Source organism: Campylobacter sp. IFREMER_LSEM_CL1846 (assembly GCF_025772105.1).
Taxonomy (GTDB): domain Bacteria; phylum Campylobacterota; class Campylobacteria; order Campylobacterales; family Campylobacteraceae; genus Campylobacter_D; species Campylobacter_D lari_D.
This window is the reverse complement of the sequence record NZ_JAKMRM010000001.1, coordinates 151,505-171,905: the sequence shown is the minus strand read 5'-3', so window position 1 is coordinate 171,905 and position 20,401 is coordinate 151,505. Positions and strand designations below refer to the sequence as shown.

Annotated in this window: 16 protein-coding genes; 9 read left to right on the top strand and 7 right to left on the bottom strand. The window is 29.4% G+C overall.

From position 1 onward, the window contains the following. Positions 1-14 precede the first annotated feature (14 nt). From gltS to L8W40_RS00870, 4 genes are all read right to left on the bottom strand, one after another. Positions 15-1,223 carry a sodium/glutamate symporter gene (gltS, locus tag L8W40_RS00885; protein WP_133318821.1) on the bottom strand — a complete coding sequence of 403 codons (1,209 nt, stop codon included), beginning with the start codon at positions 1,221-1,223 and terminating at the stop codon, positions 15-17. A gap of 114 nt (positions 1,224-1,337) precedes the next feature. After that, complete coding sequence (locus tag L8W40_RS00880; RefSeq protein ID WP_133318820.1) at positions 1,338-2,678, bottom strand: TolC family protein; 1,341 nt, start codon at positions 2,676-2,678, stop codon at positions 1,338-1,340. Between the two features lies 1 nt (position 2,679). After that, positions 2,680-4,611, bottom strand: coding sequence for an ABC transporter permease (locus L8W40_RS00875; RefSeq protein ID WP_133318819.1), 1,932 nt, complete (start codon positions 4,609-4,611; stop codon positions 2,680-2,682). Continuing rightward, positions 4,608-5,741 (bottom strand): efflux RND transporter periplasmic adaptor subunit, encoded by a 1,134-nt coding sequence (locus L8W40_RS00870; protein ID WP_263660936.1) that lies wholly within the window; start codon positions 5,739-5,741, stop codon positions 4,608-4,610. Before L8W40_RS00870 ends, L8W40_RS00875 begins: the two co-directional genes overlap by 4 nt. A 133-nt stretch (positions 5,742-5,874) precedes the next feature. Between L8W40_RS00870 and L8W40_RS00865 the strand changes: the two genes are divergently transcribed. After that, positions 5,875-6,483: an NAD(P)H-dependent oxidoreductase gene (locus L8W40_RS00865; protein WP_263664430.1), complete on the top strand. Its 609-nt coding sequence runs from the start codon at positions 5,875-5,877 to the stop codon at positions 6,481-6,483. 69 nt (positions 6,484-6,552) lie between these two features. After that, positions 6,553-10,065, top strand: a complete 3,513-nt coding sequence (locus L8W40_RS00860; RefSeq protein WP_263660938.1) for an acyl-[ACP]--phospholipid O-acyltransferase — start codon at positions 6,553-6,555, stop codon at positions 10,063-10,065. Between the two features lie 30 nt (positions 10,066-10,095). Here the strand turns inward: L8W40_RS00860 and L8W40_RS00855 are convergent, their stop codons facing one another. Next, positions 10,096-12,105, bottom strand: coding sequence for a CocE/NonD family hydrolase (locus L8W40_RS00855; RefSeq protein WP_263664429.1), 2,010 nt, complete (start codon positions 12,103-12,105; stop codon positions 10,096-10,098). Then, the gene (locus L8W40_RS00850) at positions 12,102-13,352 is read right to left on the bottom strand and encodes an MFS transporter (protein ID WP_263662542.1); all 1,251 of its coding nucleotides are present in this window, start codon (positions 13,350-13,352) and stop codon (positions 12,102-12,104) included. The genes L8W40_RS00855 and L8W40_RS00850 overlap by 4 nt, the downstream gene beginning before the upstream one ends. 242 nt (positions 13,353-13,594) lie before the next feature. Between L8W40_RS00850 and L8W40_RS00845 the strand changes: the two genes are divergently transcribed. From L8W40_RS00845 to mnmH, 7 genes are read left to right on the top strand one after another with little or no spacing between them, the layout of a single operon-like run. Then, positions 13,595-14,539 (top strand): NAD(P)-binding domain-containing protein, encoded by a 945-nt coding sequence (locus L8W40_RS00845; protein ID WP_220567115.1) that lies wholly within the window; start codon positions 13,595-13,597, stop codon positions 14,537-14,539. Further along, entirely contained in the window at positions 14,533-15,225 is a 693-nt protein-coding gene (locus tag L8W40_RS00840) for a tRNA1(Val) (adenine(37)-N6)-methyltransferase (protein ID WP_263664428.1), read from the top strand. Before L8W40_RS00845 ends, L8W40_RS00840 begins: the two co-directional genes overlap by 7 nt. After that, on the top strand, positions 15,215-15,586 hold the full coding sequence (locus L8W40_RS00835; protein ID WP_220567117.1) for a YkgJ family cysteine cluster protein: 372 nt from the start codon (positions 15,215-15,217) through the stop codon (positions 15,584-15,586). Before L8W40_RS00840 ends, L8W40_RS00835 begins: the two co-directional genes overlap by 11 nt. After that, positions 15,562-16,797 carry a tetratricopeptide repeat protein gene (locus L8W40_RS00830; RefSeq protein ID WP_220567118.1) on the top strand — a complete coding sequence of 412 codons (1,236 nt, stop codon included), beginning with the start codon at positions 15,562-15,564 and terminating at the stop codon, positions 16,795-16,797. Before L8W40_RS00835 ends, L8W40_RS00830 begins: the two co-directional genes overlap by 25 nt. Beyond that, positions 16,782-17,384 carry an indole-3-glycerol-phosphate synthase TrpC gene (locus L8W40_RS00825; protein ID WP_133318809.1) on the top strand — a complete coding sequence of 201 codons (603 nt, stop codon included), beginning with the start codon at positions 16,782-16,784 and terminating at the stop codon, positions 17,382-17,384. The genes L8W40_RS00830 and L8W40_RS00825 overlap by 16 nt, the downstream gene beginning before the upstream one ends. Continuing rightward, positions 17,384-17,872: an HIT family protein gene (locus L8W40_RS00820; protein ID WP_263664427.1), complete on the top strand. Its 489-nt coding sequence runs from the start codon at positions 17,384-17,386 to the stop codon at positions 17,870-17,872. Before L8W40_RS00825 ends, L8W40_RS00820 begins: the two co-directional genes overlap by 1 nt. After that, the gene (gene mnmH / locus L8W40_RS00815; protein ID WP_220567121.1) at positions 17,865-18,848 is read left to right on the top strand and encodes a tRNA 2-selenouridine(34) synthase MnmH; all 984 of its coding nucleotides are present in this window, start codon (positions 17,865-17,867) and stop codon (positions 18,846-18,848) included. The genes L8W40_RS00820 and mnmH overlap by 8 nt, the downstream gene beginning before the upstream one ends. Here the strand turns inward: mnmH and L8W40_RS00810 are convergent. After that, positions 18,843-20,363, bottom strand: coding sequence for an inorganic phosphate transporter (locus L8W40_RS00810; protein ID WP_133318806.1), 1,521 nt, complete (start codon positions 20,361-20,363; stop codon positions 18,843-18,845). The genes mnmH and L8W40_RS00810 overlap by 6 nt on opposite strands. Positions 20,364-20,401: the final 38 nt, after the last annotated feature.

Genomic DNA, 20,401 nt, shown 5'->3' with positions numbered 1-20,401 from the left:
AGTGCTAGATGATTTTAATGAAAGAATGGTAGATACAAGAAAGCATTAATCACTAAAGCATTTACTATATCTATGAAAAACGCACCCACTAAAGGTACAATAATAAATGCCATATGGCTCATACCATAGTGATTTGTTACAGTTTGCATATTTACCATAGCTGTTGGAGTAGCGCCCAAACCAAAACCACAATGCCCTGCTGCTAAAACTGCTGCGTCATAATCTTTTCCACATACCCTAAAAGTGATAAATATAGCATAAGCAGCCATCATAGCAACCTGAACAGCTAAAATTACCAACATCGGTAGTGCAAGAGTTACTAAATCCCAAAGATTAATAGTCATTAGAGCTAAAGCTAAAAATAAAGATAAGCTTACATTACCCAAAACTGATACTTCTCTATCAAATACATGATGAATTTTTGTAGCTGATAAAACATTTCTTAAAACCACACCTACAAAAAGACAATACACAAAAGTTGGTAAAGTAAAACCTGTATTTGTTTTAATATAAGTAGACAAAGCACTACCTATTAATAAACATAAAGCAATTAATGCCAAAGATTCTATAAAAGAAGAAGGTGTGATTAGTCTTTCTTTTTCTGGAGACTGGAAATTTAAAATCGCATCTTTATCATCATTTTGCTTTGGAACTACTAACTTATATTTATTGACTAAATATCTTGCAACAGGCCCACCTATGATACCACCTGAAATAAGCCCAAAAGTAGCACAAGCAATAGCAACAGTAGTTGCACTAGAGTAAAAATAAGGTTCTTTAATAAATTCAGCTGCCCATGCTGCACCTGTTCCATGACCGCCACTCATTGTAACAGAACCTGCTATAAGTCCCATTAGTGGATTTTGCCCCATAGCACTTGCCACACCTATGCCAACTATATTTTGTGCAAAAAGCAAGCCAACAACAACAACTAAAAAAATTGCTAATTTTCTTCCACCCTTTTTTAAAGAAGCAAAATCAGCTAACAAACCAATACTTGAAAAAAATGCAAGCATTAAAGGATCTTTCATAGATTCATCAAATTTAATATCCAATGAGAAGAAACTATGTAAGATCAAAAGAATAATCGCAGCAATCCCACCACCAACAACTGGCTCAGGGATATTATAATCACGAAGAAATTTTACCCTTTTAATGACAAATACGCCTAAAAGCAATACTATAACCATAGTAACTAGCGTTGCATAAAAATCAAATTTCATAATTCTCCTTTGTTTGATTTATTTATCAATTGTATTCTAAATGACTTTAAAACAACGCAAATAAACAACACTCTTTTCTTATAATATTACAAAATGAAACACTTTTAGTCTTTTTTACTCTGAAATTAAAACAATATTGTGATATAAATTAATATTTTTAAGCAAAGATAGCTTTGCTCTGCTAAGCTCTTGGAGTGAATTTATAAGCAAAGCGTCCGCATCAAGATAATCTTTTAGTTCACTGCGACCTAATTCATATTTTTCTAAATATAGCTGTGTAATTTTTTCTTGATTAATATTGATATTTTTTACTAATTTTAACAAATCATTATAATACTTGTCATTTTCATAACAAAAATTAAATTCATGGATAGTTCTTTGTAATACATCTTTATATTCAACCAAACGAGCTTGGTATGTTAATTCAGAAATTTTTACATTTTGTTTTACTCTATAAAAGTCCAAAAATGGTAAGTCAATGGCGACATTGCCTCCTAAAATTAAAAATTTAAAACTCTCATCAATATTCTTATTATTCCCATCTAAATTTCCCAATATTTTTATGCTAGGTAAAATACTTTTTTGCACACTTGTATAATCCTTGTAAGAAGCCATAAGTTGATTTAGTTTTGCTTGAACTTGTGGTCTATAAGCAAGCATTTTTAATTCTATATCAAAATTAATTTTTTGCAAAGAAAAATCTTCAAGAGTATAATTTAGCATTTTATTAATCAAATGCTCATCATCTTTACCCAGTAAGTCTTTTATATTTTTAAGAGTTAAGTCTTTATTTTGTAAATTTGTAATGATATTTTGTTTAGTGTTTAATAAAGATTTTTTAATATTTAAAAGATCTATATATTCAACTTTTCCATAATTAAGTTTAGTAGTATAAATTTCTAGCATTTGCTCTAGATTTTTTAAATGTTTGTTTAATAAATGATCTACATCATTGAAATAAATAAATTCAAAAATACTATTTATCGCTAAATTAATCGTATCAAGCTCTAAAGAGCGTAACTCATACTCACTTGCTTTTGCTAAAAATTCAGAACTAGCAACTTGATCTGAAATTTTGCCATATATATCAAGCTCATAATTTAACATAATGCCATTTGAAAAACTATGCGTTTTTGTGCCATTGTTTAAATTTTTTCTTATATTTGCACCAAAATTTCCACTCAAAGTAGGATAAAGATCTAAATTTAAAAGCTTATATCTAGCTAAAGTACTTAAAAAATTAACCCTTGCTATATTTAAGTCTTTATTATTATCAATAATAGCTTTTAAGATATTATTTAAGTCTTGATTGTTATATTTTTCCCACCAAGCCTTGCTTGCGTTAAAATCTTCAAAATATTCTTTTTTTATTTGTTCTTGAGATACTTGTTCTAATTTTACTCCTACGCAGGCATTTAAAAAAAAGGCTATAAAAAATAATAAAAATATTCTCATCTCATTCCTTTGATAAAGCACTAATAGGATTTAAATTTGCTGCATTTTTTGCTGGGAAAAATCCAAAAACCACTCCGATTAAAACCGAACTTAAAAGCCCTAAAAATACCGAATTTAATGAAAGTATCATCGTAAAACCAAAATTTAAAGAATTAAATACTTCAATGATGATAAAAGAAAGTATTACTCCAAAAATAGCCCCTAAAGAACAAATCAACACAGCTTCGATTAAAAACTGCATTAAAATATCTTCTTTTCTAGCTCCAATAGCCATTCTAACTCCAATTTCTCTTGTGCGCTCACTTACTGAAACAAGCATGATATTCATCACACCAATACCACCTACTATCAAAGATACCACTGCAATAGAAGAAATAAGTAAAGTCAAAGTAGCAGTATTTTCCTCAATGGCATTTTTAATCGCGTCAGAATTTATAGTAAAAAAATCTTTTTTTCCGCGTTTAATCTCTAAAATTTTTACCATAGCTTCTTCAGCCAAAGCAGGATTTACCTCATCTTTTACCTTAGTTACTATGGCTCTTATTTGTTTATCTCCTGTGATTTTATTCATCAAAGTAGAATAAGGAGTATAAATTTTAATGGTATTTTCATCAGCTCTAAAGCCTTTATTATCTCTTTCTTTTTTTAAAACACCAACTATAGTTAAAGGTTGCTTGTTAAAAATCACGCTTTTACCTAAAACATCTTTAACGCTGATATTATCAAATAAAATTCTCAAAGCATTTTCATCTATAATGCAAATATTAGTATTATCTTTTATATCTTCATTATTAATAAACCTACCATCTACCATCACAAAACCTCTAAGTCTTAGATGATTTGGTCCTACTCCATAAATTCTAGCTTGCAAAGAATTATTCTTATAAGTTACCACCCCTATTTTACCCACATCTGCTTCTACTGCTTCTAAATAAGGCAAAGAACTTAAGGTTTTTAAATCGCTTAAATTAAGCCTTGTTCTGCCTGATCGAATATCTCCCAAGCCACGCCCTGAAACAACTTCTATGGTATTAGTCCCAATAGAGCTAATAGAAGCAAGTATGTTTTGTTGGGCTCCAAGCCCTAAAGCAACCACGCAAACTACTGAAGCTATGCCTATGATAATACCAAGCATAGTAAGCAAAGAGCGTAGTTTGTGTGCTACAATGGAAGCTATGGACATTTTTAAACTTTCAAAAAGCTGATTTTTAAGCAAATTAAAGCTTTTTTTCTCTTTTGGCATTAACTTAGTTTTTATTTCATCTGTTTTTTTTGCACCATTATCACTTATAATCTTACCATCTTTAATTTCTATAACTCTTTTTGCTCTAGCAGCTATTTCTCTATCATGAGTGACTAAAACTACGGTGTGTCCTTGCTCATTTAGTTTATTTAAAATTTCTAAAACTATCTTACCGCTTTTAGAATCAAGCGCACCCGTTGGCTCATCTGCTAAAATAAGCTCACCACCATTCATCAAAGCTCTTGCTATGGAAACTCTTTGCTGTTGCCCACCACTTAGTTCATTTGGCTTTGATAATTCTTTATGATCAAGCTCTAAAAAAGAAAGTAATTCTTTAGCCTTTTGCGATCTTTCTTGTTTATTTTTTCCTGCATAAACAGCAGGTAAGGCTACATTATCTTTAGCATTTAAAAGACTAAGCAAATTATATCTTTGGAATATAAAACCAATTTTTTCGCGTCTAATCCTTGCTTTTTCATCTTTACTTAAATTAGTTACTTCATATGCATCTAAAAAATATTTTCCACTACTTGGTTCATCAAGTGTTCCTATAATATTTAAAAGAGAGGTTTTCCCACTACCTGATTGCCCTATAATGGCTACAAATTCTCCCTTTTGAATATAAAGATTAATATTTTCTAAAATAGTTGTATTATTAATCTTTTTTTGTATATTTTCTAAGCGTATCATTTTTTATTTTTACCTATGATAACTAAATCACCCTCATTAATACCATCTAAAATTTGAGTATTTAAACTATCTTTAATACCTAATTTAACAGGTGTTTTCACACTTATATTATTTGCTTTTAAAATTTCTACATAATAACCACTTACATCGCTTTTTATAGCTAAAGTTGGTATAACTAAAGTATTATTTTCTGTTTTAATAGCAATTTCATTTTCTGTGCTCATACCTATGCGTAAAAAATTATTATCATTTTTTACAAAAACCCTTGCATAATAATACACAGCGCTAGTGCTAGTACTTGAGTTTGAGTTTAAATTTGTATTGCTTGTTGCATCGCTTATGGTAGTATTTGCTGGATCTATGCTTGAAATAGTTGCTTCATATTTTTTATCAGGCTCATTTAAAATACTAAATTTAACCTTTTTTCCAACACTAATTTTATTAATATCAGCTTCAGCTATTTGCATACGAATTTCCATTTCACTTAAATCAGCCAAACGCACTATACTTGGTGTATTTTGGTTTGCATTTACAGTTTGCCCCTCTTCAACTGCTACATTGATAATCTCACCCTTACTAGGTGCAGTTATAGTAGTATAAGCTAAATCTTTTTGAGCATTTTTTAAAGAAATTTCAAGTTGAGTAGTTTGAGCTTTTAAATCAGCCACATTTGCTCTTAAGGCATAAAAAGTATTTTTAAGATTTTCAAGATTTTCTAAAGAGGTAGCCTTTTTAGCATAAAGCTTTTGCTCTCTTTGGTATTGTTTAGTAGCTATATCAAGAGCAATTTTTTTACTTTCTAAATTTGCCTTTGCACTTTCAAGTCTAGCTTTGGTAATATCTAAATCATTTTGTTGTTTATCTTTATCAATTTGTGCGATTAAATCACCCTCATTAACACGATCGCCCAATTTTACATATAGTTTAGTAATTTGCCCACTAACTTGTGCACCAACATCAACTTGGGTTTTTGCATAAACTTCACCTATTGCTTCTATGCTTTGAGTAATGTCTTGTTTTTTAACCTCATAAGTTAGATAATTATATTCTTCCTTATTTGCAAAAAAGAAAAAATACATCCCTATAATAAGTATAATCAAAAATATGCTCAAATAAATTATTTTTTTCATTTTAATCCTTTAAAAACCGTATAATAAAATATTTGTATGAAGTAAAAATAAAATTGTAGCAATAAAATATAATTTTAACAATTTTAAAGCTTATAAGATATAAGATAAATTAAACTAAAAATAAGGAAATTATATGCAAGATTATTTAAATTTAATGCAAAATCGCTCTTCTATTAGAGCATATACTCAAGAAAAAATTTCTAGAGAGAACTTAGAATATATCTTAGAATGTGCTAGATTATCTCCTAGTTCTTTAGGACTTGAACCTTGGAAATTCTTAGTTTTTCAAAAAGATGAACATAAAAAAGAAATTGCCAAAATAGCTAACAATCAAAATCATGTAGCAAATTGTGCTGCTATTATTGTTGTGATCTCAAGAGCTGATTTTAAAGATTATTTTGAAGAAAAACTAAAAAAGCGTGGTTTAAGCCAAGAAGAGTTAAATAAACGCTTGCAAACCTATAAGCCATTTTTAGACGCAATGGATTTAGAACAAAGTTTTATTTATGCAAAAGAGCAAAGTCATCTTGCTATTGCAAATATTATCAATGCTGCTTATAGTTTAAATTTGGGTTCGTGTATTATCGGTGGTTTTGATAAAGATAAAATCAATCAATATTTAAATTTAGACACCGCTAAACAAAGAGTATCTATGCTCATTGCTCTAGGACATGCCCAAAAAAATTCTGGTACAGAAAAAGCTCGTTTTGCATTTAATGAAGTGGTAGAATTTAAAGATTAATCAAATATCAAAACTCCATTTAAATTTTATATAATAAAATAATATTTTTAAAATAAAATGGAGTTTTAAATGCAAGGAAATTTTTTAAAGATTTTTGGCGTATTGCCATTTTTAGCAGTAGCTTTTATTAATGCTTTTGTGGATTTAGGACACAAAATCATCATACAAAATACCATTTATAAATTTTATGAAGATAGCACCCAACTTTTTCTAACTGCTATTGTCAATGCTTTAATGCTTTTGCCTTTTATTCTTATGCTTTCACCATCTGGATTTTTAGCGGATAAATTTCCTAAAAATAAAATCATGAAAATATCTGCATTATTTTCAGTAATATTAACTTGTATTATTTGTTTGTGTTATTATCTTGGAGCATTTTGGCTTGCATTTACAATGACTTTTATCATGGGAGTGCAATCTGCCTTATACTCTCCTGCAAAATATGGCTTTATAAAAGAATTAGTAGGAAAAGAGCTTTTAGCTATGGGAAATGGAGCTGTCAATGCAGTAAGTATTGTGGCTATTTTAGCCGGTATGGCAGTATTTTCTCTAAGCTTTGAAATGCTTTTTGAGTCAAATTTTAACACTCCTTCGGATATTTTAACACAAATTGCACCTTTGGGTTTTGTATTAATAGCTTTTGCTTTATTAGAACTTTTTTTAGCTTATAAACTTCCTAGCTTAAAAGAAGAAGATAAAAATTTAAGTTTTGATAAAAAACAATATTTACAAGGAAAGCTTTTAACCTCTAATTTAAAAACAATATTTTCTCATAAAATTATTTGGCTTTGCATTATAGGAATTTCACTTTTTTGGGCCATATCACAACTTTATTTAGTGAGTTTTCCTGTATATGCAAAAAATGATCTTTTTATAGAAAATACCTTTTATGTACAATGCTCTTTAGCTTTTTCTGGTATAGGAGTGATTATAGGATCGCTTGTTAGTGGTAAGTTTTCTAAAAATTACATCGAATTAGGTCTTATACCACTAGGTGCTTTAGGGGTTTTTCTAATGAGCATTTTAATGCCATTTTTAGAAAACTTACTAAGTTATAGTGTAGTGTTTTTTATTTTTGGTTTAAGCGGAGCATTTTTTATCATACCTTTAAACTCTCTAATACAATTTCATGCAAAAGAAAATGAACTAGGAAAAGTCTTAGCAGGAAATAATTTCATACAAAATATTTTTATGTTAGGCTTTTTAGCACTAGCTACTTTTGCTGCTTATGTTAAAATTGAAGTGATAAATTTGTTTTATTTTATCATCGCTGTGGCATTTTTTGGAAGCATTTATGTGCTAAGTAAATTGCCTTTTTCTTTAGTGCGTTTATTAATGAGTATAGCGTTTTTTCAACGCTACCGTTTATTGGTAGAAGGTTTTGAGAATATTCCTGAAAAAGGTGGAGCGTTATTGCTTGGTAATCATATATCTTTTATAGATTGGGCTATTGTGCAAATGGCTATACCAAGAAAAATTTATTTTGTTATGGAAAAAAGCATTTATTCTAAGTGGTATATTAGAATTTTTCTTGATAAATTTGGAGTTATTCCTGTTTCAAGTGCTTCTAGCAAATCAAGCTTAGAGCTTATTGCTATGCATATTAAAAATGGAAATTTAGTTTGCCTTTTCCCAGAAGGAGTGCTTTCACGCCATGGACAGCTTAATGAATTTAAAGGTGGATTTGAGTTAGTTTGCTCAAAATTAGAAGAGCAAGATGGAGTGATTTTACCTTTTTATATTAGAGGACTTTGGGGAAGTGCTTTTTCAAGAAGTGATGAAGAATTTTCAGCAAGAAACCGCAAAATAAGCAAAAGAAAAATCGCTATTGCTTTTGGAAAAAGCTTGCCAATACACACTAAAAAAGAAGTGGTTAAAGCAAAGGTTTTTGAACTTTCATTTATTGCTTGGAAATCTCAATGTGAAAGTATGCATACTATAGCTAGAGCTTGGATAGATAGCGCTAAAAGAAATTTAAGTCAAATAGCTATTGTTGATCCTTTAATAGGTGGTATTACTTATAGAAAAATGCTTGCTTTAAGTCTAGTTTTTAGCTCTTTTATAAAAAATAGATCACATGAGTTAAATATACAACCTACCCAAGGAAGCTATGCTCCAAAAGAAGAATGTATAGGAATTTTGCTCCCTGCTTCCATGGCTAGCTCTCTTTGTAATCTAGCTGTATTACTTGCAAATAAAATCGTGGTAAATTTAAATTTCACAGCAGGTGTAAAAGCAATAAATCAAGCCATTCAAAGCTCTCAAATTCAACAAATTTATACTTCTAGAAAATTTATGGAAAAATTAGAAAATAAAGGCATAAAACTAGAATTTGAAGAGCATGTTAGAATTATTTTTATGGAAGATATTATCGCAAACTTTAAAAGACAAAAACTCAAAATCTTTTCTATGCTTGCTTTAGTAAGTATCTTACCTACTTGTTTAATAAAAGCATTATTTGCATCTAATAAACAAAACCTTGCCATAGCTGCTATATTATTTAGTAGTGGTAGCGAGGGAACACCTAAGGGGGTAATGCTAAATAATCGCAATATTTTAAGCAATATAGCTCAAATTTCAGATGTATTATGTGCAAAAAATGAAGATGTTGTCTTATCTTCTTTGCCACCTTTTCATGCTTTTGGATTAACTGTAACTACTTTTATGCCTTTATTAGAAGGGATTAAAAGCATAACACATGCTGATCCAACAGATGCACTAGGTGTAGCAAAAGCTATAGTAAAAAACAATGTTAGCATTATGTGTGCTACTTCAACTTTTTTAGGTATTTATGCAAGAAATAAAAAACTTGATGCGATTATGTTTGAAAGCCTAAGGATTATCGTTTCAGGTGCTGAAAAACTCAAAAGCGAAGTAAGAACTGCCTTTGAAATTAAATTTAAAAAACCTATTTTTGAAGGCTATGGAGCCACTGAAACCACTCCAGTTGCAAGTGTAAATTTACCGAATAAATTTGATCCTGACTATTGGATTTTACACCGTGCAAATAAAGAAGGTAGTGTAGGTATGCCTTTACCAGGAAGTGCTATACGCATAGTAGATCCATCTACTTATGAAAGTTTAAATCATGGAGAAGATGGATTAATACTCATTGGTGGCCATCAGGTTATGGTGGGTTATTTAAACAATAAAGAAAAAACCGATGAAGTTATCAAAGAAATCGATGGCATACGCTGGTATAATACCGGCGATAAAGGCCATGTAGATGAGGATGGCTTTTTATATATAGTAGATCGTTATTCTCGTTTTGCAAAAATTGGTGGTGAGATGATATCTTTAGGAGCTTTAGAAGAAGAAATTGCTAAATTTATCAATACAGATGTAGTAAAATTTTGCGCAGTTGCACTAGATGATGATAAAAAAGGTGAAATGGTATGCTTATTAGTAGAATGCCAAGAGCAAGATTTTGAAGGAATTTGTGAAGCAATTAAAAACTCTACTATGCCTGCTATTTTTAAACCAAGTAGATATTTTAAGGTAGAACAAATCCCACTTTTAGGCTCTGGCAAAGTGGATCTAAAAGGTGCTAAAGATTTAGCTAAAATCTTGCAAGAAAATTAATTCCCAAAGTAAATTTTACTTTGGGAAATTTTATAAACTATTTCTTTTAGTTTTACAATCATATTTTTTATCAAAAACAAGCTTATTATTTTCCTTAACTACTAATTTTCCCTTAATATAAAAATACTCCAAATCGCTAGTTTGTGTTAAGATTATATCCGCCTCCATCATACAACCCTCGCGTCCTATTTGCATTGTTTGAGTAATGGTATATTCTGCACTTAATGGGTTTTCATTTTGAAGTTTTAATTCTCTTTTTAAATTATGCTTTACTAAAACATCAACCTCATCAAATCTATAAACACCTTCTCCAAAAACCCCGCCAACACCATCTGTAATACAAGTCCAAGTATCGTTTAAAATATCATAAGAAATGCTTCTATCTACCCTACCTTCTTCTAAAAGTGTTATTGGGGTTAAAGGAGCACTTTGTGCTTGCATATTGATTTTATCGCTATCTTGACCATTAAAACATGGTAAATTAAATTCACACTCATTTAAATCTAAAGTCAAGGTTGAAATTTTTGGCATAGGCCAAAACATAGGCCAAAAAGAATTTGCTAATGATAATCTTATCTTAGAACCCTTGGCAAATCTATATCCACAAGCATCAAGTTTGATTTGCTTTTGGATAAATTCATCTTTTTTTAAAGGTATAAATTGCTCTTTATTATCACTTAATGCAAGATTGATTACTCCATAACTTACTCTTTTTACAAAACCATCAGCTCTAACTTCACTAAGTTGAGCAAAAAGCATAGCTTTTTCTTGATCGCTTGCAATTTTTACATTTAACATAGGAAAGCCTAAGACATCTAAATCTTGTTCTAAAAAATCACTTTCAAAAACAACTGCCATCCCATCATCTAACCTTTGATCGCTAGGACTTTCTCCTAAAACACCAGCTCCCATCCACTCTCCTGATAAAAGCCCATGATTTAATGGAGTGTTAATTTTGATAAATTCACTTGATTTTTTACATGTTAATTTATGCGGATTTAAATAGTATCTTTTATAGCTAATATCATTTTTAAAATCATTTAAAGCAACAAAACGACCTTCTACTTTCTCTGTTTTTGAATTTGGCTTAGAGCTATTTTCAATATATGCTTGTATCATAGGAGCTTCAAGCACATCGTTTTCTTCATTTTTAAGCCATTTATCCCACCATTTAAGTGCTTCTTGTAAAAAACCCATTGCAGGCAAAGGTAAACCATCATGAGGATAAACATGAGCCCAAGGACCAACGATAGCTTTTTTTGGAACTTTCAAACCATTCATTAGAGTAAAAACAGGATTAGTATAAGAATCAGCCCATCCATCTAATGCAAAAACAGGGACTTGTATATCATCATAATTTTCCCCAACAGATCCATGCTTCCAATAATCATCTTTTAAAGTATGCTCAAGCCATAATGTGGGCCATAAAGGCATATTCTCAAGCCTATTGAGCCATTTTTTTCTACCATTTGGATCAATTTTTGGATCAACAAAGCGTGATTGATATGCAAGCATGATATTACCCCACCAAAAATTATCATTAAGCAAACATCCGCCTTTATAATGAATATCCTCATTAAACCTATCATCAGTAAAACCTACTACTATAATTGCTTTTAAATTTTTAGGTCTTCTTGCTGCAACTTGTAAAGAATTAAAGCCACCCCAAGATTTACCCATCATACCAATATTCCCATCACACCATTCTTGCTTTGCAATCCACTCAATGACTTCTAAGGCATCATCTTGTTCTTGTTTTAAATATTCATCTTCTAATAAACCATCAGATTCCCCACTTCCTCTAATATCAACCCTAACAACCGCATAGCCATTACCACTAAAATATCCGTGCATAGGCTCATCTCTACCCCTTGTTCCATCATTTTTTCTATAAGGAATGTATTCTAATATAGCAGGAACTTTTTCTTTTACTTGAGGAAGCCAAATTCGTGATGAAAGCTTAGTGCCATCTTTTAAAACTATCCATTCATTTTCTATTACTCTAACCTTGTTTTTAAAGTTAAAAACAATTTCCTTCATTTCATCTCCTTTTTATTGTATTTTTTAATCCAAATCAAACAAAACATTACACCCAAAATAGCCATAACTATCATGATGGTAAAATATATATGAAAACCTTTTACACCTGGGTATCTATCTAATAAATCTCCAGCAAGTAATGGTGCAAAAACTTCAGGCAAATACCCAAAAGTAGATACAATACCTATAGCCATACCCGCTAAATGTATAGGAATTTTTCCCTCACTAAGTAAAGAATAATAAATTCCAAAATTAGAATACATAGCTATATAAATTACGACACAAGCAGAAGTTAAAACACTCATTTGTAAAAATCCATTTAATTTTGAACTAAGCATTAAAAAAATAACACCAATTCCCATTAAAATAAAGCCTATCATCATTATTTTAGCTTTTCCATATCCATCTGCTATAAATCCACCCACTACAGAAGAAACCGGACGAATATATTGAGCCAATACCGTTAAAATAGCTGCAAAAACAGCAGAAGTTCCTATAACATTGCTTGCATAAGGAGTAAAATAATAAAAACTCATGTTAAAAAAATATGTACAAAAAGTAATAGCAACCACAAGCCAAAGAGCAGAATTTTTCAAAAGAAAAACCAAGTCTTTGATTTTAATCTTCTCACTTTGCTCATTAATATCATCTTTCAAAAGAAAAAACAATAAAATAGCACTTGCAATAGGAGCTATAGAATAAAACACAATAACCATTTCTATACCTTGTGCGGCCAAGGCTTTTGTTTGAAAATATCCAAAAATACTCGTAGCTATAGCCAAATGTGCAGCACCAACAACTCCTCTACCGCCTTCAAAAATTCCATAAGCCCTTGCTTGTTCTTTAGAATTTGCTAAGTTCCTTACTATTTTCATCAAAGAAGGCCAAAAAGTTAATAAAGAAGTAATCCCCCAAATTCCATAAATAATCAAAAGTGCATTTAAAGAAGTAAAATATAAATGCAATAAACCACCAAGTCCTGTAGCAATTAAAGAAAAAATCAATAATTTTTTTGGTGCAAAACGATCTGCTAAATAACCTCCTAAAGCATAAGAAAACAAACCAAGCAATCCATAAGCACTACCCAAAAGCCCCATTTCAAAATTATTTAAGTGATAAAGACTCATATAATCATCATAATAATACTTTCTAAAATAAGGCAAACCATAAATAATAGATCCGCAAAAGGATAATAACAATAATGTTAAAAAATTATTTTTTAAACTTTGTCCTGTATTTTGTCCCATCAAAAACTCCTTTTGCATACTATATATAATTTTTATGTTTTTTTGCTTTTATGTAAGTGATTTTATGCAAAAAATATTATAATAATATCATTTTAATCTACTTTATTATAAAATTTTATTAATTTAATAATTTATAAGCATAAAAAAATTTATTTACAAGATAAAAATAATTTCTGTTTTTTATTTTTTATTATTGTTTTTTTGATACATTTACATAAACTAAAAATTAAAAAAGGGAAATAATGAAAATTTTTGATATGGTAGTTATTGGCGCTGGCCCTGCAGGTATTGCAGCTGGAGTAGAAGCTAAAATAAAAAATAAAGAAGTTATTGTTTTAGAAAAAGCTGATGCGATTTGTCAAACCTTAGTAAAATTTTACAAAGAAGGCAAAAGAGTAGACAAAGCTTATAAAGGTTGTGATAGCACAAATCATGGACATATAAATTTTGAAGATGGAACCAGAGAAAGCACAATAGAAACTTTCCAAAATGCCATTAAAGAGCACAATCTTGAAGTAAAGCTTTCTAGTGAAGTTGAAAGTGTTAAAAAAGATGGAGAAAATTTCATAGTTAGCACTGCAAATGAAAATTATATTTGTAAAAATGCAGTTATTGCCATAGGTAGAATGGGTAAGCCAAATAAACCAAACTATACTTTACCTATAACTTTAACTAAAATCATCAATTTTAATGCAAATTCAACAAGCCAAGATGAAAAAATCTTAGTTGTAGGCGGTGGAAATTCAGCAGCAGAATACGCTATAGATTTAGCTAAAAATAACGATGTTACACTTTGCTATAGAAGAGAAACTTTCTCAAGATTAAATGATATTAATCTTGAAGATATTCAAAAAGCTTTTGAACAAGGCAGTGTAAAAGCAAAACTCGGCATAGATATAACTGGTATTGAAGATGAAAATGGTAAAGCTAAAGTAAATTTCACTAACAATACAAGTGAAATTTATGATCGCATTATTTATGCTATTGGTGGTTCAACCCCACTTGATTTCTTACAAAAATGCTCTATAGAAGTTGATGAAAAAGGTGTGCCAAGCTTTGATGAAAACAAAGAAAGTAATGTAAAAGGATTATTTGTAGCAGGTGATATAGCGAGTAAAAACGGAGCTTCTATTGTAGTGGGTTTAAATGATTCATTTAAAATCTGCGATCATCTTTATAAATGCTAAAACTCTTTCAATATTCAAAAGGCTATCGTTATAATAATGATAGCCTTTTACTTTTTGACTTTTTATCTAAAAATAACTTAAAAGGAAATATCCTTGATATAGGATGTGGATGTGGAATTTTAGGACTTTTAGTAAAGCAAAAATTTCCAAATTCAAAAGTTTATCTACTAGATATTCAAGAGCAAAATATCAAACTAAGTTATAAAAATGCCAAAGAAAATAAACTTGAAATTCAAAGCATTTGCGAAGACTTTTTAAACTATAAAAGTGATATAAAATTTGATTTTTTGATCTCTAATCCTCCATTTTATAAAAAAAATACACAAAAAAGCCAAGATTTGCATTTATGTATATCAAGATATCAAGAATTTATGCCGCTTGAGAAGATGTTTGCTAAAATAAATACTTTAATCAAGCCAAATGGTAGTTTTTTTATGTGCTATGAGGCAAGTTTTTTAGATGAAATTTGTGCTTATTTAAAACAATTTAAATTAAAACTAGTTTCCCTTCAATGCATTCACACCAATACACAAACTAATGCAAGGCTTGTTTTAATACATATTAAAAAAAATAGTAAAAGTCCTTGCGCGATAATGCCTACGCTTTTTATGTATGAAAATAATGTTTTAAATCCAAAAATTAGTGAAATTTATGAAAATACAGGAACTATAAGCTATGATATGTGAAAAAGACTTTGATTATTCTTTTGATGAAAATGCTTGTAAAACATGCGGTGGAAAATGCTGCACTGGAGAAAGTGGATATATCTATGCTAGCAAAGAAGAGCTAGAAGCTATTGCTGCTTTTTTAAATTTAAACTTTGAAGCCTTTAAAGAACAATACCTTATCAAAGTTGGATTTAAATATAGTTTTAAAGAAGTAAAGCATGAAAATGGCTATCGTTGTATTTTTTTTGATACAATGTATAAAAAATGTTTAATTTACAAGCATAGACCAAAACAATGTAGAACTTTTCCATTTTGGGAGTATTTTAAAACACACAAAGAGGAGTTGAAAGAAGAATGTATAGGGGTTTGCTTTCACTAATTATCGTTTTTATCCTAACAAACCTTGCTTTGGCTAAAAGCGAAGATAAAATCTTACAAGCACTCATTTATGAAGAACATGGACAGTTTCAAAAAGCATGTGATATTTATACAAATTTATTTCATGAAAATAATGAAAGTATCTATTTGCAAAAAGCATTGCTTTTAGCTTTGGGTGCTAACTTAAAACAAAAAGATGAACTTTTAAAAGCCTCTAAAGAATTTTTAAATCATACAGCTATTGCAAGATTAAATGCTTTGCATTTTTTTGAAATAGGAGATTATAAACAAGCCGAAACTATACTTTATAAACTCATTAAAGAAGAGCAAGATTATAGAAACTATGAAATACTAGGTGATATTTTTGCTAAAAAAGCTTTATACACCAAAGCTTTAGAGCAATACAATCTTGCTTATAAGCTTTTTGAACATGAAAATTTATTACTTAAAATAGTTGAAATTAATATAAAAAATAAAAATATTGATCAAGCTAAAAAAGCTTTAGAAGAATTTGTAAAAAATTCACAATGCACTCTTAAAACATGCACCCTACTTTTAAAAATTTATCAAGAGCAAAAAAACAATAAGGCAAGCATTCAAACCCTTGAAAAACTATATAAACTCAACAATGATATTAAATATATATATGCTATGATAGAATTACTAGTGCAAGAAAAAAATTATAAACAAGCTCTAAATTTAGTCCAACAATACAACATAGATCCTGATACTAAAATTTTCTTATATACACAAACAAAAAATTATAAAAAAGCTTACGAAATAGCTTTAAAACATTATGAACTTAGCAAAGATAAAAAATACCTTTCTATGGCAGGGGTTTTAGAATTTGAAATTTATATGGATTCTAAAAGTAAAAAAATCACGGATCCAAAAATTCTAGCTTCTATTATGAAAAAATTTGAACAAAGTGTAGATGTGCGTAGCGATGCTTTATATCAAAATTACTATGGCTATGCCTTAATCGAATATGATATTGATATTGCAAAAGGTATAGAATTAGTAGGCTGGGCACTTGAACAAGAACCACAAAATCTTTACTACCTAGACTCTTTAGCTTGGGGCTATTATAAACTTAAAAATTGCAAAAAAGCTTATGAAATTTTACAAAAAACATTCCACGATAAAGAATTTGCAAATTCCCAAGAAAGCAAAGATCACTTAAAGGCCATTGAAAAATGTTTAAAACAATAGATTTAAAAGATCATTTTTCAAAAACACAAAAAATTCTAGAAAATAAAAAAGAAATTTTTCCTTATGATATGCTAGGCAGAAGCCTAGCTTCTAATGCTTTTTATCCTAAAGATATTTACACACTTTTGCTTGAAAGAAAACTTTCGCATTTTTTATATTCTAAAGATTTAAATTTTAATCATGAAAATTTTGATGCTATCGTTTTACCAACAAGTCCTTTGCTTAATCAAGACATACAAAATTTAAGTCTTTTTAGACGCTATCATGAAAAACCCATTGTGCAATTTGACTTTATTTTTGATGAATATCAAATTTTAGAAAGCTTGGTATATGGAGCTGATGCGTTTATTGTATTTCCTAAAATGCTAAAAACTATGCAACTAAAAAAACTTTATAATTTTGCAATACATCTTGGCTTAGAGGCCATTTTTTATATTGAAAGCAAAAGCGATCTTAATAATGCTATTTTAGCAGGAGCTAGAATTTTTTTATTAGAAGATGAAAAGCTATTACCTTTGATACCAAAAAATAAAGCTCTTATAAGTAAAAATATCAAAAATCTACATGCTTGCATAAAGGAGAGTTGATGGAGTATTTATATGCACCTTGGAGAGATGTTTATTTTAATAATAAAGATAAAAATTTTTGTCCTTTTTGTCATTGTAAGTATGAACTTAATGAAGATGAAAAACTTGGGGTAATTTTTAGAGCTAAAGAATGTTTTGGCATTATGAATAAATACCCTTATAGTCCGGGTCATTTCATGATTATCCCTTATGAGCATTTAGAAAATATAGAAGATTTAAATAATGATACATGGCTAGAAATTAGCCATTTTGTGCGTATTGGAGTTAAAATTTTAAAAGATAACTTTCATGCCAAGGGTGTTAATATAGGTATGAATTTAGGCAGTGCAGCAGGAGCTGGCATAGCGCCGCATTGTCATTATCATTTAATCCCAAGATGGCAAGGGGATACAAATTTTATCACTACCATAGGACAAACTAGAGTTTGTGGGAGTGATTTGGAAAAAGTTTATACCACCTTATGCAAAGCTTTTAAAGACTATGTATAAAGAAGTTGATTTTGAAAATTTTTTAAAATTTAATTTTGATCTTTTAATTGATGTAAGAAGTCCCAAAGAATACAAACTTGCTCATATAAAATCTGCGCAAAATTACTACGCACTAAATGATAATGAATTTGAAGAAATAGGCACACTTTATAAGAAAAATAAAGGCTTAGCTAAAGCAAAAGGTGCAAGTTATATTTGTAAAAATATGAGTGAACATATTAATAAACTTTATCAAAATTATAAAATAGGTTCTTTGGTGGGAATTTATTGTGCAAGAGGTGGTAAAAGATCAAAAGCTATTGCTTTAATCTTGGCTGAACTTGGTTATAGAGTTGTAAGATTAGAAGGTGGATACAAGGCCTATAGAAGTTATGTGAGTGAGTTTTTTAGGAAAGATTTAAATATTGAGTTTTTATGTCTTTGTGGTAATACAGCAAGTGGTAAAAGTGATTTAATCCAAACTTTAAACAATGCTTTAAATTTAGAAAAACTAGCTAATCACCAAGGATCAAGTTTTGGTAAAATTTATGGAGAACAACCAAGCCAAAAAGCCTTTGAAGATAAGTTGTTTTATTTTTTAAAAGATTATACTCACAAAACTTGTTTTATAGAAGCTGAAAGCAGACAAATTGGAAATTTAACTATCCCACTAAATTTATACAATAGTATGCAAAAAGCTAAAAAAATTTGGTGCGAGTGTGATATAAATTTACGCATTCAAAGAGTTTTAAAAAACTATACTCCAATGGATAAAAAAGTATTTTATCAATGCGTTGAAAAAATATCACCTTATATCAGCAAGGATTTTAAATTAAGACTTTGTAAAAATTATGAAGAAAATAATTTAGAACTTTGTGTAAAAATGCTTTTTGAATATTATGATAAAGTATATAAAAAACCTGCAAAAATTGATTATTTTATAAATAGCTCTAATTTAAATGAAGCTAAAAAATATCTTATGAGTTTAAACTCATAAGATTATATTTACAAAAATTACAAAAATAATACTTGAAAGAATTCCAGCAACTGGTAAAGTAATAACCCAAGCTAAACCAATAGGTTTCATCATACCCCATTTAGCATCTTTATTAAACACCCCTATACCCAAAATAGCGCCGATTAAAATATGGGTTGAGCTAACTGGAATTCCAAGTTGAGTTGCTAAAAGTATAACAATACTTGCACCAAGTTCAGCACTAAAGCCTGTTGTTGGCTTAATTTCTGCTAGTTTTGAACCAACAGTTTGAATAACTTCTTTACCTAAAAACCAAAGTCCAATAACCAAAGCTATACCAAACATAAGCATTACAGCAAATGGCACTGGCGAACTTGGATTAATGGTATTATTTTTAAGCACATCTAAAATCGCAGCAAATGGCCCAAGAGCATTAGCTATATCATTAGCTCCATGCGAAAAAGCAAAACTAGAAGCAGTAAAAATTTGAAACCACGAAAAAATCTTTTCTATAGTTTTATTTACTTCAGTTTTTTTCATCAATCTTACAACAGCCAAAGTAACTATATAAGCAAAAATAGAAATAATAGAAACTATCCATAAATTCTGCACCATATCTAAAGTAGAAACTTTATTTAAACCTTTAAATAAAAACATTGACGCTATTATTAAAGCAGCTATCCCTGCAACCAAAGGAACATGGAATTTCATTTTAGAAAAAACATCTATATTTTTTTCTTTTTCTTTTAATTCTTTAATTTTTAACTTATATTCACTTCTTTTTTCATCATCATCTAAAACAATGGCGCTTAATTCTTTAATTTGCTCTTCTTGACTTTTGTTTTTTAAATTGATAAAAAAATTTTCTTTAAACTCCTTTTTTTCTTTTTTAATTTCTTTTATTTGCATATTAATCAAAGCCGAAGGTTGAAGTATTTTTTTATAAATATAAGCATAAATTAAATACGCCACAAGTCCACCAAGTAAAGGAGAAATAACCCAACTCATAGCTATTTTATAAATACCATTCCAATTTACCATAGAAAAAGCTTGGTCTTGATCAAAAAATACAAACCCCATAGCTATACTTGAACCTACAATACCACCTATAATGCTATGAGTAGTAGAAACTGGAAGTCCTTTTTTTGTTGCTATAAATAACCAAATACCTGAACTTAGCAAAGCAGAAAGCATAACACATACAAACACCATAGGATCAACACTATCTGGTAAAACCACTATACCACTTCTTATAGTATTAGTTACTTCCCCACCTGCAAACACAGCCCCACTTAATTCAAATACTGCTGCAATAATTAAAGCTTGCTTGATAGTAACTGTCTTAGCTCCCACGCTAGTGCCAAATGAATTTGCAACATCATTACCGCCAACATTAAAGGCCATAAAAATTCCAAATACACTAGCAAGAATAAATAATATCATGGAATTATTAGGAATGTAATTATAACCCCAAACAAAAAAACACAAAACGCTTACAATAAAAATAAAAAATGCAATGGTATTGTCTTTACTCAAGCATTCTCCTTAAAAAATTATTTTAAGAATATTTTAGT

What these genes read in the sequence shown, in the direction of transcription:
- L8W40_RS00880 (WP_133318820.1), bottom strand. Translation starts at nt 2,678, where the DNA reads ATGAGAATATTTTTATTATTTTTTATAGCCTTTTTTTTAAATGCCTGC.
- L8W40_RS00835 (WP_220567117.1), top strand. Translation starts at nt 15,215, where the DNA reads ATGATATGTGAAAAAGACTTTGATTATTCTTTTGATGAAAATGCTTGT.
- L8W40_RS00830 (WP_220567118.1), top strand. Translation starts at nt 15,562, where the DNA reads ATGTATAGGGGTTTGCTTTCACTAATTATCGTTTTTATCCTAACAAAC.
- L8W40_RS00840 (WP_263664428.1), top strand. Translation starts at nt 14,533, where the DNA reads ATGCTAAAACTCTTTCAATATTCAAAAGGCTATCGTTATAATAATGAT.
- gltS (WP_133318821.1), bottom strand. Translation starts at nt 1,223, where the DNA reads ATGAAATTTGATTTTTATGCAACGCTAGTTACTATGGTTATAGTATTG.
- L8W40_RS00850 (WP_263662542.1), bottom strand. Translation starts at nt 13,352, where the DNA reads ATGGGACAAAATACAGGACAAAGTTTAAAAAATAATTTTTTAACATTA.
- L8W40_RS00820 (WP_263664427.1), top strand. Translation starts at nt 17,384, where the DNA reads ATGGAGTATTTATATGCACCTTGGAGAGATGTTTATTTTAATAATAAA.
- L8W40_RS00860 (WP_263660938.1), top strand. Translation starts at nt 6,553, where the DNA reads ATGCAAGGAAATTTTTTAAAGATTTTTGGCGTATTGCCATTTTTAGCA.
- L8W40_RS00875 (WP_133318819.1), bottom strand. Translation starts at nt 4,611, where the DNA reads ATGATACGCTTAGAAAATATACAAAAAAAGATTAATAATACAACTATT.
- L8W40_RS00845 (WP_220567115.1), top strand. Translation starts at nt 13,595, where the DNA reads ATGAAAATTTTTGATATGGTAGTTATTGGCGCTGGCCCTGCAGGTATT.
- mnmH (WP_220567121.1), top strand. Translation starts at nt 17,865, where the DNA reads ATGTATAAAGAAGTTGATTTTGAAAATTTTTTAAAATTTAATTTTGAT.
- L8W40_RS00855 (WP_263664429.1), bottom strand. Translation starts at nt 12,105, where the DNA reads ATGAAGGAAATTGTTTTTAACTTTAAAAACAAGGTTAGAGTAATAGAA.
- L8W40_RS00870 (WP_263660936.1), bottom strand. Translation starts at nt 5,741, where the DNA reads ATGAAAAAAATAATTTATTTGAGCATATTTTTGATTATACTTATTATA.
- L8W40_RS00825 (WP_133318809.1), top strand. Translation starts at nt 16,782, where the DNA reads ATGTTTAAAACAATAGATTTAAAAGATCATTTTTCAAAAACACAAAAA.
- L8W40_RS00865 (WP_263664430.1), top strand. Translation starts at nt 5,875, where the DNA reads ATGCAAGATTATTTAAATTTAATGCAAAATCGCTCTTCTATTAGAGCA.